Source organism: Cloacibacterium sp. (assembly GCF_047601505.1).
Lineage (GTDB): Bacteria > Bacteroidota > Bacteroidia > Flavobacteriales > Weeksellaceae > Cloacibacterium.
The window spans coordinates 2,521,848-2,537,383 of record NZ_JASGJD010000001.1 but is presented as its reverse complement, the minus strand read 5'-3'; the positions used below and the strand labels follow the sequence as shown (position 1 = coordinate 2,537,383).

Genomic DNA, 15,536 nt, shown 5'->3' with positions numbered 1-15,536 from the left:
GAAATGAAAATAAAAACGAAACTTAACGCCGGAGTAGGATTGCTCTTTTTAATGATTATGCTTTTGGCAGTATTGGGCGGTTGGTACATCAACAAGCTAAAAAGAGATACCAATAACATTTTGGTTGCCAATTATAACACATTAGAATACTCTCGAAATATGCTTTTGGCATTAGAGAATGCTCCTACAGATACTCAATCTTTTTTAATTTTCCAGAAGCATCTTACCAAACAGCAAAACAACGTTACAGAGGCTGGCGAAAAAGAAATGACAGACAGTATATCAGCTCATTTCGAAATGTTGAAAACAAATCCTTCAGATTTTACAATTCAGTCTAAAATTAGAAAAGACATCACTGGTTTGATGGAACTGAATATGAGCGCTATTGAACGAAAAAGCGAAATTGCAGATGCCACAGCAAACAATGCTATTGTAGTGATTTCGGCAACGGGAATGTTGTGTTTTCTTATTGCTTTTATTTTACTGGTGAATTTGCCTTCTAACATTGCAGACCCTATTAAGATTTTAACAGAAAGTATAAGGCAAATTGCCAATCAAAACTACAAAGAAAGGGTGCATTTCGAAAGTCATAGTGAATTTGGAGACTTGGCGAAATCTTTTAATGTTATGGCAGAGAAACTGCAAGAATATTCTGAAAGTAAAATTGATAAAATCTTACAAGGAAAAAAAAGGATTGAAACTTTAATTGATAAAATGAACAATCCTGTAATTGGAATTGATGAAGAAAATAAAATCCTTTTTGTTAATGATGAAGCCATTAAAATTATCGGTCTCAAAAAAGATTATTTGATTGGGAAGCTAATACAAGATGTAGCGGTAGTAAACGATTTGGTGAGAGAAATGATTAAAGAAATGATTCAGCCCGAATTCAAAAATACCAATGCCGAACCGATGAAAATTTATGCAGACGGCAAAGAATCTTATTTTGAAAAAGAAATTGTAGATATTAATATTGTTCCTACGGGCGAAAGAACTCCACAATTTATTGGTAAGGTTATTATTTTAAAAAATATTACTCCTTTCAAAGAACTCGATATGGCAAAAACCAATTTTATGGGTACAGTTTCTCACGAATTCAAAACGCCTATTGCTTCCATCCAAATGGGATTACAATTGTTAGAAAATACTCAAATTGGTGCTTTAAACGACGAACAAAAACATTTGGTAACTGGCATAAGGGAAGATGCTAATAGATTGCTCAATATTACAGGAGAACTGCTTAATATTACACAATTAGAAAGCGGAAATATGCACCTTAGCATAAAGCCTTCTTCGGTGAAAAATATTGTAGAAAACGCAGTAGATGCTAACAAATCTTCAGCTGAACAAAAACATATTCAAATTAAAGTAATAGATGAGGTAGGAGATTCTATTATATTGGCAGATAGTAATAAAACAATTTGGGTGCTTAATAATCTTTTGTCTAATGCTATTCGATATTCTTATGAGAATAGTGCAGTGCTTTTAAGGGTAAATCATGAAGATGGAGGGGTTAAATTCTCTGTTGAAGACTTCGGGAAAGGCATAGAAGAGCAATACCATGATAAAATTTTCGAGCGGTATTTTAGAATTCCTGGCTCTAAAAAAGAAGGCACAGGTCTTGGACTCAGTATAGGTAAAGAGTTTATTGAAGCACAAGGAGGTAAATTATTGGTAAAGAGCGAATTAGGCAAAGGAAGTGTCTTTTATTTTACACTAAAACAAGCTGAATAAAGAAATAATTATTCTATTCCTAACAGTTCCACTTCGAAAACAAGGGTACTGTTAGGTCCTATTTCTTTAGAAATTTGTTCTTCACCATAAGCCAAATGAGAAGGTAAAAACAATTTCCATTTGCTTCCAATTGACATAAGTTGCAATCCTTCCGTCCAACCATAAATTACTCTATTGAGCGGAAACTTGGCTGGTGTACCTCTTTGTACAGAGCTGTCAAAAACTTTTCCTGTAATGGTAGTGCCGTGGTAATGACAAACTACTGTATCTGTTTCAGAAGGTTTATTGCCTTCACTATCAGTTATTACTTCATATTGCAAGCCACTAGGTAAAGAAACTACACTTTCTTTTTTAGCATTTTCCTCTAAAAAGGCTTTCCCTTCATTTAGATTTTTCTCTGCTAGTGCTTTTTTTCTTTGTAATAGTATTTCTGCAACGCCCATGTTAATTTTCTTTTAAGAATTGCAAAGATGCTAAAAGTAATCATTTAATCTACAGTTATTTTCTTAATTCTATTGCCTAAATTCAATATTTTACAATTAACTATTTAATATTTTTAGTGTTAAAATTTACTTTAAATAAATGGTTTAAATTATTTATTTTGAATTATTTATTTTATTTATTATATATTGAAATGTAGTTTTACTTTTTTTCTAAATCATTCTTTCCAACGATTTTGTTAAGTTTCACCATCATAACATTTCAGCATGTTTATATAACGTTAGTTAAATTTGAAACCTATCTCTTGCCCGAGCAGAGTAGAATTCACTAATTTGAAAACAATCAAAATGAGACAATAATTTCTTATCTTTAACCATCAAAAAAATAGCGGTACTCAAATGATAAGACTTCTTTCACTTTTATTTTCGTTGTGTGTTCTTTTAGGTTTTTCTCAAAATAAAGATGTAGCAGAAGCTCGTGCTTTGGTAAATAGAATTGCACCAAAGTATTCGGATAAAGTGGTTTTTCATCAACAAAGTAATGCTGAACAAAAAGACTATTACGAAATTCAATTTAAAGAAAACAAGCTTCACATTACTGCCAATAATGCCAATTCTATGGCAGTGGGATTCAATTATTATCTTAAAAATTACTGTTATACTTCGGTATCTTGGTTGGCTGCCAATCAAATTGTTTTACCAAAAAAAATGCCCGTTTTCTCTGAAATTATTAAGAATGATGCAAGAGTTCAGAATCGTTTTTTCTTAAATTATTGTACGTTCGGTTATACCATGCCTTGGTGGAAATGGAAAGATTGGGAACGTTTTATCGATTGGATGGCTCTTAACGGAGTTAATTTGCCTTTGGCGATTACCGGACAAGAAAAAGTTTGGCTCAACGTCTGGAAAAAATTTGGATTGACTGATGATGAAGTAAGAAGTTTCTTTACAGGGCCAGCCTATTTACCTTGGCACAGAATGGCGAATATAGACCATTGGGAAGGTCCGCTTCCGATGTCTTGGATTGACGGACAAGCCGCTCTGCAAAAGAAAATTCTGGAAAGAGCCAGAAGTTTTAACATGAAACCTGTGTTGCCCGCATTCGCAGGACATGTTCCCAAAGCGCTTAAAAATAAATTCCCCAATGCTAAAATTACTTCACTTGGAGAATGGGGAAATTTCAGCGAGCAATATCAAAGCTATTTCTTAGATTCTTTCGACCCTTTGTTTAATCAAATTCAAGAAGAGTTTTTAAAAGAGCAAACCAAAGAATTTGGAACAGACCACATCTATGGCACAGACCCTTTCAACGAGGTAACGCCTCCAAGTTGGGAGCCTCAATATTTGGCGAATGTTTCTAAGCATATTTACGAATCTTTAACCAAAGTTGATAAAGATGCACAATGGCTGCAAATGGGATGGATTTTTTATTTCATGCAAGATAAATGGACTAATGAACGTATCAAAGCCTATTTGCAAGCTGTTCCAGAAGGTAAAATGATTTTACTAGATTATTTTTGTGACAATAAAGAAGTTTGGAAAAATACAGAATCTTTCTTTGGGCAACCTTACATTTGGAGCTATTTGGGGAATTTCGGTGGCAATACCACTTTACACGGTAATCTGAAAGATGCAGACGAAAAATTGGAGAATACTTTTAAAAATGGAGGTAAGAATTTTTGGGGATTGGGTGCTACTTTAGAAGGTTTTGGCAATAATCCTGTGATGTACGAATTTATCCTAGATAAGGCTTGGACTAAAGGCAGCAGTATGAAACCTTTTGTTGAAAATTATGCAAAAATAAGACTTGGAAAGCCTAATAAAAATTCTGCTGAAGCTTGGAAGATTCTTTCGGAGAAAATTTATGTGGATTATTCGGATGTAGGAAAAGGAGATTTAACGAATTCTAAACCTACTCTGAAAGGACATTTTAACTGGACGGTGAATCCTGATATTAAATACCAAAACTCAGATTTGGCACTTGCTTGGAAACAGTTGATTTTAGCAAAAGGAAATTCAGACACCTATAACGACGATTTAACTGTTGTGGGAAAACAAGTTTTGGGAAATCTTTTTGTGAAATACAGAGACGATTTCTCCCAAGCTTATGACGCAAAAGATGTAGCTAAAATGAAAGTTCAAGGACAAAAAATGTTAGAACTGATTAATGATATTGATGAACTTTTGGCAACCAATAAAAATTATTTGGTTGGCACTTGGATTGAAGAAGCAAAAGCCATGACGGATATTGATTCGGAAAAGCATTATTACGAGAAAGATGCCCGAAAAATAATTACCGTTTGGGGAGAAAAAGGCAGAGATTTGAATGATTATGGCAATCGCTCAATCGCTGGATTGATGAAGGATTTTTATGGTAAAAGATGGGAGATTTTCATCAAAGATGCCATTTCTGCAGTAGAAAATAACAAAGCTTTAGACGAAAAAGAAACTCTTAAAAAAGTAAATGAATTTGCTTGGGATTGGTCTGAGGCTCAAAATCTTTATCCTACAAAACCGAAAGGAAATACTTGGGAAGTGAGTACAAAAATGTATGATAAATATGTTCGTGATTAGGAATTAGGTTTAAGGATTTAGTCTTTTTATTTTTTACTTTTTACTTTAAAATGAATAGCTTATGCAACTAAATAATCGTTCTTTAGCATTAGATGTTTTCCGTGGAATGACGGTGTGTTTTATGATTATCGTGAATACTTCAGGGAACTGGGGAACTACATTTGCGCCGCTTCTACATGCCAATTGGAACGGATTTACGCCTACAGATTTGGTGTTTCCGTCGTTTTTATTTGCTGTAGGAAATTCTATGAGTTTCGTGATGGATAAATGGAAAAACATGCCTCAAAGTAAAGTTTTAACAAAGATTTTTAAAAGAACTTTCCTTATTTTTTTACTGGGATATTTAATGTATTGGTTTCCGTTTTATAATGTAGATGCAGATTTTAATGCGAAAACATTTCCTTTTGAAGAAACAAGAATTTTTGGAGTTTTGCAGAGAATAGCTCTTTGCTACGGAATGGCATCTTTGCTGTTGTATTATTTTAAACCTAAAGTTTCACTTTATATAAGCGTCTTTATTTTGTTGAGCTATAGGTTGATTTACTACGTTTACGGCTCTTATGATATGCATCATAATCCAGTATTGGATTTAGATTTAAAACTTTTTTCCGAAGGACACATTTATCATGGCGAAGGATTTGCTTTTGACCCAGAAGGTTTGCTGAGTACTTTTCCTGCTTTGGTAAATGTAATTGCAGGTTATTTTGTAGGAAAATTAATTCAAGAAAAAGGGAAAACTTTTGAAGGTTTATCAAGAATATTCATGATAGGTTTTCTATTTATTGCTGTTGGTTTTATGTGGAATTATGGTTTTGAAATCAATAAAAAATTATGGACGAGTTCTTACGTCTTGCTCACTATCGGTTTGTCTGCTTCCATATTGGGTTTAGTAGTATATTATTCAGATTTTCTTCATCAGAAAAAAGGATTGTATTTTTTTGAAGTTTTTGGTAAAAATACATTGGCAATTTATCTTTTGTCAGAGCTTCTAGTTCCGTTGATGTGGAGAATTCCTATTGCTGGAAAATCTTCCTACGTTTGGTTTTATGAGAATATTTTTCAACCTGTAGGAGATTATTTCGGAGCATTTTTATTCGCTTTTATTTATATGATGATTTGTTGGTTTGTGGGCTATATTTTAGATAAGAAAAAGATTTATATTAAGATTTAAGTTCGCTTTTATCATCATTCAACAAAACTCAAAATTCGTCACTCTTTTCGTTTTTTATATCTTTGCAAAATGAATCAAGATACCATTTGTGCATTGGCAACAGCCAACGGAATAGGAGCGATAGGCATTATTAGAGTTTCTGGTGATGATGCTATTTCTATTGTTCAAAAGTCATTTCAAGGAAAAGATTTGACTCAACAAAAATCTCACACCGTGCATTACGGCTATTTTGTAGATGGAAATGAAGTAATAGACGAAATAATGGCGTCTGTTTTCTTAGCTCCGAAATCTTTTACTACAGAAAATTCTGTGGAGATTTCTTTTCATGGTTCGCCACATATTGGGAAAAAAATTCTGGAAGTTTTGATTAAAAATGGTGCCAGAATGGCAAAAGCAGGAGAATTTACCATGCGTGCTTTCATGAATGGGAGAATAGATTTGTCTCAAGCCGAATCTATTGCAGACCTTATCACTTCTGAGAATGAAGCTAGCAGAAAAGTAGCTCTTAATCAATTAAAAGGTGGAATTACAAATGAAATTTCTATCTTAAGAAACGATTTGTTGAATTTCACTTCGTTAATAGAACTTGAACTCGATTTTTCTGAAGAAGATGTAGAGTTTGCCGACCGTTCTGCGATGGTGAAATTAATTCAAAATTTGAAATTCAAAATTCAAAATTTATTAGATAGTTTTCAATATGGAAACGCGGTAAAAAATGGTATTGCCGTTGCCATTATTGGAAAACCAAACGCTGGAAAATCTACATTACTAAATGCTCTATTAAAAGAAGAAAGAGCTATTGTAAGTAATATTGCTGGTACCACTCGTGATACGATAGAGGAAATTCTCTACATTAAAAGTCATGCTTTCAGATTGATAGATACTGCAGGTTTGCGCGAAACAACAGACGAAATTGAAGCTATTGGTGTGAAAAAAGCCAAAGAAAAAGTAGAAAAAGCTGAAATTTTGGTATATTTAGTAGATGCCGCAACAGAAAATTTCTCAGAAGATATTGAAATGATAAAGTCTTTGATAAGAGACGATTTGAAATTAATTATCTGTGCTACAAAAATAGATGAAGTAATACCTACTCACTATGAAAAAATAGAACAAATTTTTAGAAATGAGATTGCTGATGCTTTTGATTTTATCACAATATCGGCTTTAGAAAATCAAAATATTCAGGATTTGAAAAATGAACTCTCTTCTTATGTTGAGCAATTAAAATCTGAGGAAGGAAACGTTGTTATCACCAATCAGCGTCATTACGAAGCTTTGCAAAAATCTTTGGATGCTGTACTCAGAGTAGAAAGCGCTATTACAGGACAAATTCACACCGAATTATTGGCTTATGAACTCAGAAATGCTTTAGAACATCTTGGCGAAATCTCAGGCGAATTTACCAACGATGAAGTTTTGGGTAATATTTTTTCTAAGTTTTGTATCGGGAAATAAATATGCTTTTCTTTAGTTTCTTTTTCTTTCTTTTGATTGATTTACAGCAATTTATGTAAATTATATTTTCTTTTATTAATCTTTTATTTATATATTTGTACACCTTTTGTACACCTCATTTGATTTGAGGTGTACAAAAAGTACAAAAGGTGTACAAATTTGTGTAAACAAGCTAACAGAAGCAGTTTAGTAAAACTAAAAAAATGAAAATAACATTAAAAGAAAAAGTTCTTAATACAGGGAAGATAAGTCTCTATTTAGAATACTACAAAGGTTCAACGATTGATGCTAATGGTAAAAGACAACATTTGAGAACTCAAGAATATTTGAAAATTTATTTGCATCAAAATCCTAAAACAACTACGGAAAGAAACGAGAATAAGGAAAATTTAAAACTTGCTGAAAATATCTTGGCTATAAAAAAAACAGATTACATACAAGGTAAGTTTGAGATGAAAAGCACCACAAAAGCAAAAAGAACCTTTCTGAATTTCTTTTCTGAAATGGTAGATGATAGAGAAATTAATTTCTCTCACGATAATTATGGAAACTGGAAATCTACTTATGTTCATTTAAAGAAAATAGTCCAACTAAATCTAACTTTTGATGAAATTGATGAAAACTTTGTAAAAAAAGTGAAGGATTATTTTGATAAACAAGCTGTTACGAAAAGCAACTTGCCTTTGTCTCAAAATTCAAAACATTCTTACTTCAACAAATTTAAAGCTTGTCTAAAAAAAGCCTTTGATGACGGCTTTCTTTCTATTAATTATTCTACTAAAGTAAAATCATTTGAACAAGCAGAAAGTCAGAGAGAATATCTCACTTTTGATGAATTGCAATCTTTAGCAAAGTCAGAGTGTAAATATCCAGTTTTGAAAAAAGCATTTCTTTTTTCGTGTTTATCTGGTCTTCGTTGGTCAGATATCAATACTTTAAAGTGGTGCGAAGTTAGAGATGAAGGTGAAGTAAGCAAGGTAAATTTTAGACAAGAAAAAACAGATGGAGTAGAGTATTTGTATATCTCAAAACAAGCCAGAGAATTGTTAGGTGAAAGACAAGATCACCAGGAAAGAGTTTTTAAGGGTTTGAAATATGGAATGACTTACAATACCGAAATTATAAGATGGTGTAATCGTGCAGCTGTTTCTAAGCATATTACTTTTCATTCAGCAAGACATACTAATGCAGTCTTATTATTGGAAAATGGTGCAGACATTTATACCGTTTCAAAAAGATTAGGACATAGAGAACTCAGAACCACGCAGATTTATGCAAAAATTGTAGATTCTAAAGCAAGAGAAGCAGCAGAAATAATTCCGGAATTAAAGATTGAAATGTAAGATTTATTTGTTATTATTTTAAGCAAAAACACAAAATTATATGCAATTAAATATAATTGTTCAATATAAATAAATATTATATGCTTTTGGATATAAATATGTTTAACCTTCCAAATTAATCTAGATTATTCTTTTTTACACTTTTGGAGATTCCAAATTAATCCAGATTAGTCTTAATTAGCCCACAATCTATTGATAGTATTGTATTTATAGTTTTTCATGCTGACTTTTGCTTCGTTAAATCGAATAAAAGAAACAGATGGAAAATAACGAAATCATTATTCATAAGCTCAACCGAATTGAAAAGCATATTTTCGGACTCAAAACAATTCTTAATGTAGAAGAGCTTTCAGATTATACAGGATTCAAGAAATCCTATATCTACAAATTGGTTCATACTAATTCAATCCCATTTTCTAAACCTTCTGGAAAAATTCTCTTTTTTGAAAGAAAAAAAATTGATGAATGGTTGTTAAAAAACAGTCATAAATCAAATGATGAAATTCAACAAGAAGCAATCGAATTTTCTTTACGCAAAAAATAAAGCCTAACTATCATTACAGTTAGGCTTAAAACTTTTCTACACTTGAAAAAATGGTACAAATAATTTGTAGGTTCTACCAATCGGACTGATTTTCTTACCGATGAAACAGGAAGCATTCGCTGGTTGATTTTTGAGGTATATTCATTTGATTTTGAATATTCCAAAGAAGTAGATATTGATAAAGTTTGGGCTCAAGCTTATTTCAATGCTTTTGAAAGGAAAAATTACAATCCCGAATTTTGCGGAGAGTGAGGGATAACCACCTTTTGCAAAACCCCTTTATTTGTAAGTCTTTTAAAGAATTCTAATTAAGATACTCACCGAATTACTCACCTTTTAATTTGTAGGTTCTTGGTTTATTTTAACAATCCAAACATAAGAAATTCTTTTTACTTATACAACGTCTGTTTAGGTTTGACAATGGAAGCTGCTACGTGGCTACCTCTAATAACTTTCAATTTAAGTTTTAGCTTTTTAAAATGGTATTTTATTGTTTAAAATGCTGTTTTGTAGAGAGTTGTAATTTCCATAAAATCTAAATACTGCTAGACGAAATTTCGTATAGTGGTATTTTTACTGTATTTTCTGTAATTAGAACAGATTTTTAGCTTAAAAAAATAGATAGAAATCCTTCTTTATGAAATTATCTAAAAATCATTGCTTTTTCTGGTATTAAGTACATCCTTTTTCAAAAGAAAAACTTTTGTTTTCTGCTATTCTATTTTGGTTTACTTTCTCCAAAAATTTTAGTTCAGGATTTTGGTGTACTTCGTCTGGTGTATAAATCAAGTGTGCATAATGCGGTCTTCTCGTGTTAATATCTTCAATAGAAAATTTTAATTCTTCTATAAATTTGTCTTCTGGTATTCCTTGTTTCAGATAATAAGTTTTCATCATTCTAAAACTACTCTCTTATACTTTAGCACTTCGTCATACTTTAGCCAAAGATATAAGTATCAAAGTTTTGAATTGATGCCACCTTTGGTTAATACGGAATTCTCGAAAGAAATTGGTGGAGAGGAATATGGCATGTCTCCATTAGCCGTTGCAGAAGAACTTCTTGAAGGCATCGGAAAGGACGATTATGAAATCAAAGTTGGGCAAACCGCAGGATTGAGACAACTATACCTTTCAGATCCGCAAGCTGCATTTAATGCGATGAATCAAATTTAAAACGCATAGGAGGTAATAATATTTATTTGCACGAAAGAAATACTTTTGAGTACTTCTTTCGTGCATTTGTTTTATAATAACTATAAATCTTTATCCATATATTCTTCAAGAGATATTTTGAGTTGGTCTTCAGCAACATCAATTAGCGTATTGAGTGCCTTTATTTTAAGCTTAATCTACTGAGGCCATAGTACATTTCAAATGCGGAGTATATGCCCTACGCTTTATGTTTTCTTGGTAATCTTGTGAACTATAATTACGCATCCAACTATCTATAGTTGATGTACTTAACCCATAGGTTTGAATCGACTCCTTGCGAGGTAATCCTTTTTTAATTTCTGAAACAATTTTCAAAACTAATCGCTTATCAAAATGTCTTTAATTGTTCTTACGAACCGAATAAATTGATGATTCTTGATCTTTCATATACACTGTTTTTTGTGTATAGTTAATTTAGGACAAGACAAGTGAAATATCGTTTTAAATGAAAATCCCTTACCAAAAATTTTATTTTTTAGGTGATTGATTACTTTGGCTCATTTTTCAATATATCTTTTCATGTAATTTTTTTGTAAAATTCATCCTTTACTGCTTTCTATCTTGTTATTTTTACTTAATTTTGAAAATATTAAAGGTATAGAAAGCGAAGATTGTTGTAATGCCAAGAAATATTTACAATTAATAAATTATTATGAAACAATTATTATTCAAATTCATCACTCCAATTTTATTTTTTTCATTTCTATCTTGTCAAATTTCAAAAAAAGCGGAAACAGGTTTAAGTGATATTTATTTTATCCCAACTATTCATAAGCTTCATCAAATAAATCAAATGTACAACTATGACTCTGTTCGTGCAATTGTTCAGAGAATTAATCCAGATATTATAGCAGTTGAGATAAGAAACATTGATATTAATGAAGATACGACTGTCCTAAAAAATACTTATCCCCAAGAATTTGTTATGATGAGAAAATATTTTCCAAATAAAAAAATTGTTGGATTTGATTGGTGGAGTAAAGATATTGAGACAACAAAAGCATCAGATTTACCTAAAAACTATTTCCAAAACGTACCAAAAGCAAAACAATTAAAATTATTAGAAAATGACTCTATTAATAGTGAGAAGATGATGACATGTATGCAATATCAAAAAAAAAGAGCTTCTATTGTTCAAAAGATGTCATTGGAACAAATTTTAGAAAGCAAAGATGGGGAATGGGTCAGAGAATATTATGCTTGTATAAAAAAACAATTTAAAGATACACCTTATTATGGAATATACAGTTTTGCGGAAGAACGTGACCAACATATTCTAAAAAACATACAAAACATAATAAAAAAAAATAAAGGTAAAAGGGTTTTGATTTTAACAGGAGATGATCATTTTCAAATGTTAAGAGACAAATTTCCAAACAAGCAGTTATAAAAAGGTACATACACACAACATATTCTATGAAAAAAAACAAAAAAAGCAATTTTTTTAGTCGTAAAATTGGTGAGTTTTTACAATGGCATCAATAAGCCGAACCTGATTATCAGCCGTTATCTTCTAAACTACTCAACTGTAGCTGATAGCGGGAATTTCTTGAATATATCGCATACATAAAAATACGATTTTAACGCTATAGCTCAAATAATATGCTATATTTGTTTGACAGATTATGATGTTTTTTCACAGTCTGACGTTACTTGCGATTATAAAACTAACCTGCATAAAAATGAAACAACTTTTGATATTCTTATTTTTTGTGACAACACTAAATCTTTTTGCACAAAATGTGCGTTACGATAAACAGAATATTTATAAAACTAAATTTGACGATGCAATTCCTATATTAAATGTAGCAACATTTCATATGGGAGAAACTTCTGACGCAAACTCAACAGATTTTGATGAAAACGACAAAAAAAATCAGCAAGAAATTAAAAGATTAGCTAAGTTATTGGCTGAATTTAAGCCCACAATAATTGTTATTGAAGATTTACCTAAAAATGATAGTATAAGACAAATTTCATATTCAGATTATTTAAAAAAACCAATGAAAAAGTTTATAAATCCTGACGAAAGAGAATTGTTAGCTTATGAAGTTGGAAGACTTAGCGGGGCAAAAAAAATTTATGGAATTGACTTTAAAGAAGGGTATAACTATAATGTAAATGTTATAAATAGTGTAGATACTACAACATTAAATAAATATTCTGCATTGAGTGATGAAAATGATGCGAAAAATCCAGAGAAAGGAATTCCTTTTTTTGAATTATTCAAATTAAATAATCATCCTCAATATTTGGAAAGTCTTATAAATTTTAATGCTGATTTATTATTATACAATTCAAGTAAAAATAATTCCGAAGGAGCAGACGAAGCAGGAAAATTTTATCATAGAAATTTAGTTATGTTCTCTAATCTCAACCAAATTCCTGTTGGCAAAAATGACAAGATTTTTATATTAATGGGCGGAACTCATACTGCTTTCTTTATGGATTTTTTAAAAAGAAGCCCAAAATTTAAACTTGAAAACACATTTGATTACCTAAAATAACCGCAGGTAACGGTAGCTTTTGCACAACAACCATTTTTAAAAGATAATCATTAAAAAAGATAAAAGAGCCTCTTTAGAAGCAATTTTAGAGAGGTTTATTTTTATTTAATACTCAAAATTCTAAAAATAAGCCTGCCTAAAACGAAGGTTTTAAAGTCTGGATTGTTTTGCTCTTTTTTAGTTGCTGCTCTTTTTTCCCTTTTTTTAATATTTTTTTCAAAGGAATAAGAGAATTATCATTTCAGTTCAACTATTTTAGTTAATTTAGTATCATCGAAATGCTAGGCATTCATCAAAACTAATAAAAAACTAACAACAATGTGATAAAAAATAAAACGCAACAATTATTGTGTATAGCTACTTAGAAACAGTTAGCTTTGCTCAACTAAACAGCAAAAAACTGAGTATATAAACAAGTTGTGCGTCATGTTGAGAAACCTGCGTTTGTAATAAATAAGAAATAATGAAAAAAGAAATAGAAGGTTTAATTCCACATAGATATCCATTCATTTTTGTAGATGAGATACAGAGCGCAAATAATGATTCAGTAATCGGTTTAAAAACTTTTAATAAAGAGGATGACAAGATGCTTATGGGTAGTTTTCCTGATTATGAATATATTCCAGGAATGATTATTATTGAATCAATGGCTCAATGTGGTGGAGCAGGAATTAAGAAAGCTAAATTAGCAGATGGCTTTTTTGGGCTTGCTGCCATGAATGATGTTCAGTTCTTTAAAGGCGTGACCTATGGCAATCAAATTCGTTATGAGATAAAGAATATTAGGGTAAGCAATAGCATTATTAAACAATCTGGGATAGCCTATTTTGAAGGGGAGCCAATTGCTCAAGCTACTTGGACTTGTGGTAGAATAGATTAAAAAAAATGAACGCACAATAGCTAAGTTTTCGTCTTTTGCGAAGCACGAACAATAAAAACCCTTGTTGTCCTTCGACTTCGCTCAAGGTTCAGTTTTGGGGTATCAAAACCGAACAGGATTATCAGCCGTTATCTTATCTTCTAAACTAATCAACTGTGGCTGATGGCGGGAAATCCCTTGAATATATTGCATACATAAAAATATGATTTTTATCGCTATTAAAATAAATAAAACGCTATATTTGTTTGACAGATTGTGATGTTTTTTCACAGTCTGACGATGTAGGCAATTCTAAGAAACCATTGTGCAGGAATAATGGACTTATAAAGTTGCAAATACAACTTAGCCCGTACCCAAATTACTTATTAACAGATTTCTTAAATTCACTTGGGCTAACACCTTTATATTTTTTAAACAATTTATTTAAATGACTTGCATCGCTAAAGCCTAATTCATCTACAATTTCACTGATGTGCATATCTGTAAACTGTAAGCGGGTTTCAATAAGTTTTAGTTTATAAGCAGTGATATATTCTTGTAAACTTTGCCCTGTCTGCGTCTTAAAATATTCACTTATGTAGGTTGGTGATACATTAAAATGTTTTGCAAATGTTTTTGCCAACAACATTTTTGGTTCATAAATATTTTGATGAATGTAACTCACCAAAGGCAACGCATTGATAGTCGATTGATTTTTTAAAGCTAGAGGAAGAACCAACAAAATGTTTCGCGCAGCTATGGTAATAATGATATTTATCAGTTGCTTAATAACTTCCTCCTGTTGTGGTTGCTGATTTATTTTTTCTCTGATTAACGCTTCTACCAAAGCTCTTATCAAGGGTTTGTCGGTAATCGTTTTCAAAATACAACTTGGCGAATGGTTGCTGTTGTGAAAAATAAATTCCAACTTCTGAATCCATTCTTTGCTTTGGGTTTTTAGATACGTTTCGTTGAAGCGTATAAAGAAAAATCTGCTTGGTGTGGCCACTTCAAATGTGTGAGTGTCTTGCGGAAAAACTAGAAACAACTTATCACAGCTATAAGGCAATTTATTATTGTTAATTATTTGTACACCTTTTCCATCCAACACAAAAACCATTTCAAAAAAAGTATTCTTGTGCTTATTGGATTCATATTCAGTTACTTCCACTAAATCCAGCTCAAATGGTTGAAATAGATTTCTAATTTCCATACCTGCAAATGTACAAAACAATCCAATTATTTTACAACAAATTAGCATTTAATTATGTTGAAATTTGTATCATTAAATTTATAAAAAATGAACACAACAGCATTCTTTTTTCTTCGCTTACCCATAGCCCTGTCTTTGCTTGGCCACGGCTTGGTACGTATACCCAAATTGCAAGGTTTTAGCAATTGGATGGTTGGTTTTATGGAAAAATCATATTTACCAAAAGTAATGATTGTTCCATTCAGTTATGTGATTCCTTTTGTGGAAGTGGCAGCTGGTCTTTTATTATTAATTGGTTTGTTTACACAGCAAAGCATTTATGTTTCACTTTTACTAATGGCATTACTAATTTTCGGAAGCACCACAATCGAGAATTGGGAAGCAATTCCATCACAACTAATTCACGCTATTTATCTTATAATACTGCTTTTCTTTATTGATTTCAACAGTATTTCAATCGATAATTTTTTAAAAAAATAAAATA

The 15,536-nt window shown here is 31.3% G+C and carries 14 protein-coding genes and 1 pseudogene; 12 read left to right on the top strand and 3 right to left on the bottom strand.

The window, feature by feature from the left end; translation table 11 throughout:
• Positions 1-3: 3 nt before the first annotated feature.
• On the top strand, positions 4-1,734 hold the full coding sequence (locus tag QM746_RS11565; protein ID WP_414984366.1) for an ATP-binding protein: 1,731 nt from the start codon (positions 4-6) through the stop codon (positions 1,732-1,734).
• 8 nt (positions 1,735-1,742) lie between these two features.
• Here QM746_RS11565 and QM746_RS11560 read toward each other — a convergent pair whose 3' ends face one another.
• Entirely contained in the window at positions 1,743-2,177 is a 435-nt protein-coding gene (locus QM746_RS11560) for an FKBP-type peptidyl-prolyl cis-trans isomerase (protein WP_414984365.1), read from the bottom strand.
• A gap of 396 nt (positions 2,178-2,573) precedes the next feature.
• Here QM746_RS11560 and QM746_RS11555 point away from each other — a divergent pair, with 396 nt between their 5' ends.
• From QM746_RS11555 to QM746_RS11530, 6 genes and pseudogenes are all read left to right on the top strand, one after another.
• Positions 2,574-4,748, top strand: coding sequence for an alpha-N-acetylglucosaminidase (locus QM746_RS11555; protein WP_414984364.1), 2,175 nt, complete (start codon positions 2,574-2,576; stop codon positions 4,746-4,748).
• Between the two features lie 61 nt (positions 4,749-4,809).
• The gene (locus QM746_RS11550) at positions 4,810-5,919 is read left to right on the top strand and encodes an acyltransferase family protein (protein ID WP_414984363.1); all 1,110 of its coding nucleotides are present in this window, start codon (positions 4,810-4,812) and stop codon (positions 5,917-5,919) included.
• Between the two features lie 69 nt (positions 5,920-5,988).
• The gene (mnmE, locus tag QM746_RS11545; protein WP_414984362.1) at positions 5,989-7,374 is read left to right on the top strand and encodes a tRNA uridine-5-carboxymethylaminomethyl(34) synthesis GTPase MnmE; all 1,386 of its coding nucleotides are present in this window, start codon (positions 5,989-5,991) and stop codon (positions 7,372-7,374) included.
• A gap of 203 nt (positions 7,375-7,577) precedes the next feature.
• Positions 7,578-8,717, top strand: coding sequence for a site-specific integrase (locus QM746_RS11540; protein ID WP_414984361.1), 1,140 nt, complete (start codon positions 7,578-7,580; stop codon positions 8,715-8,717).
• A gap of 259 nt (positions 8,718-8,976) precedes the next feature.
• Entirely contained in the window at positions 8,977-9,261 is a 285-nt protein-coding gene (locus QM746_RS11535; protein WP_213189205.1) for a helix-turn-helix transcriptional regulator, read from the top strand.
• A 75-nt stretch (positions 9,262-9,336) separates the two neighbouring features.
• Positions 9,337-9,513: pseudogene (locus tag QM746_RS11530) on the top strand (VapE domain-containing protein); the annotation flags it as partial.
• Positions 9,514-9,933: 420 nt separating this feature from the next.
• On the opposite strand, the gene QM746_RS11525 reads toward QM746_RS11530, so the two are convergent.
• Positions 9,934-10,158: a hypothetical protein gene (locus QM746_RS11525; protein ID WP_414984360.1), complete on the bottom strand. Its 225-nt coding sequence runs from the start codon at positions 10,156-10,158 to the stop codon at positions 9,934-9,936.
• A 75-nt stretch (positions 10,159-10,233) separates the two neighbouring features.
• Here QM746_RS11525 and QM746_RS11520 point away from each other — a divergent pair, with 75 nt between their 5' ends.
• The 4 genes from QM746_RS11520 to QM746_RS11505 all read left to right on the top strand — a co-directional run bounded on the left by QM746_RS11520 (position 10,234) and on the right by QM746_RS11505 (position 13,860).
• Entirely contained in the window at positions 10,234-10,434 is a 201-nt protein-coding gene (locus QM746_RS11520; protein ID WP_414984359.1) for a hypothetical protein, read from the top strand.
• A 691-nt stretch (positions 10,435-11,125) separates the two neighbouring features.
• Positions 11,126-11,863: a DUF5694 domain-containing protein gene (locus QM746_RS11515; RefSeq protein ID WP_414984358.1), complete on the top strand. Its 738-nt coding sequence runs from the start codon at positions 11,126-11,128 to the stop codon at positions 11,861-11,863.
• Positions 11,864-12,155: 292 nt separating this feature from the next.
• The gene (locus tag QM746_RS11510; protein WP_414984357.1) at positions 12,156-12,980 is read left to right on the top strand and encodes a DUF5694 domain-containing protein; all 825 of its coding nucleotides are present in this window, start codon (positions 12,156-12,158) and stop codon (positions 12,978-12,980) included.
• Positions 12,981-13,443: 463 nt separating this feature from the next.
• Complete coding sequence (locus QM746_RS11505) at positions 13,444-13,860, top strand: 3-hydroxyacyl-ACP dehydratase FabZ family protein (protein WP_414984356.1); 417 nt, start codon at positions 13,444-13,446, stop codon at positions 13,858-13,860.
• A gap of 358 nt (positions 13,861-14,218) precedes the next feature.
• On the opposite strand, the gene QM746_RS11500 is transcribed toward QM746_RS11505, so the two are convergent.
• Positions 14,219-15,052, bottom strand: coding sequence for an AraC family transcriptional regulator (locus tag QM746_RS11500; protein WP_414984355.1), 834 nt, complete (start codon positions 15,050-15,052; stop codon positions 14,219-14,221).
• An 87-nt stretch (positions 15,053-15,139) separates the two neighbouring features.
• Between QM746_RS11500 and QM746_RS11495 the strand changes: the two genes are divergently transcribed.
• The gene (locus tag QM746_RS11495) at positions 15,140-15,532 is read left to right on the top strand and encodes a MauE/DoxX family redox-associated membrane protein (protein WP_414984354.1); all 393 of its coding nucleotides are present in this window, start codon (positions 15,140-15,142) and stop codon (positions 15,530-15,532) included.
• Positions 15,533-15,536: the final 4 nt, after the last annotated feature.

Bases quoted from the DNA above. Each gene is read 5' to 3' on its own strand.
- QM746_RS11565 (WP_414984366.1), top strand. From the start codon at position 4: ATGAAAATAAAAACGAAACTTAACGCCGGAGTAGGATTGCTCTTTTTA.
- QM746_RS11560 (WP_414984365.1), bottom strand. From the start codon at position 2,177: ATGGGCGTTGCAGAAATACTATTACAAAGAAAAAAAGCACTAGCAGAG.
- QM746_RS11555 (WP_414984364.1), top strand. From the start codon at position 2,574: ATGATAAGACTTCTTTCACTTTTATTTTCGTTGTGTGTTCTTTTAGGT.
- QM746_RS11550 (WP_414984363.1), top strand. From the start codon at position 4,810: ATGCAACTAAATAATCGTTCTTTAGCATTAGATGTTTTCCGTGGAATG.
- mnmE (WP_414984362.1), top strand. From the start codon at position 5,989: ATGAATCAAGATACCATTTGTGCATTGGCAACAGCCAACGGAATAGGA.
- QM746_RS11540 (WP_414984361.1), top strand. From the start codon at position 7,578: ATGAAAATAACATTAAAAGAAAAAGTTCTTAATACAGGGAAGATAAGT.
- QM746_RS11535 (WP_213189205.1), top strand. From the start codon at position 8,977: ATGGAAAATAACGAAATCATTATTCATAAGCTCAACCGAATTGAAAAG.
- QM746_RS11525 (WP_414984360.1), bottom strand. From the start codon at position 10,158: ATGATGAAAACTTATTATCTGAAACAAGGAATACCAGAAGACAAATTT.
- QM746_RS11520 (WP_414984359.1), top strand. From the start codon at position 10,234: ATGCCACCTTTGGTTAATACGGAATTCTCGAAAGAAATTGGTGGAGAG.
- QM746_RS11515 (WP_414984358.1), top strand. From the start codon at position 11,126: ATGAAACAATTATTATTCAAATTCATCACTCCAATTTTATTTTTTTCA.
- QM746_RS11510 (WP_414984357.1), top strand. From the start codon at position 12,156: ATGAAACAACTTTTGATATTCTTATTTTTTGTGACAACACTAAATCTT.
- QM746_RS11505 (WP_414984356.1), top strand. From the start codon at position 13,444: ATGAAAAAAGAAATAGAAGGTTTAATTCCACATAGATATCCATTCATT.
- QM746_RS11500 (WP_414984355.1), bottom strand. From the start codon at position 15,052: ATGGAAATTAGAAATCTATTTCAACCATTTGAGCTGGATTTAGTGGAA.
- QM746_RS11495 (WP_414984354.1), top strand. From the start codon at position 15,140: ATGAACACAACAGCATTCTTTTTTCTTCGCTTACCCATAGCCCTGTCT.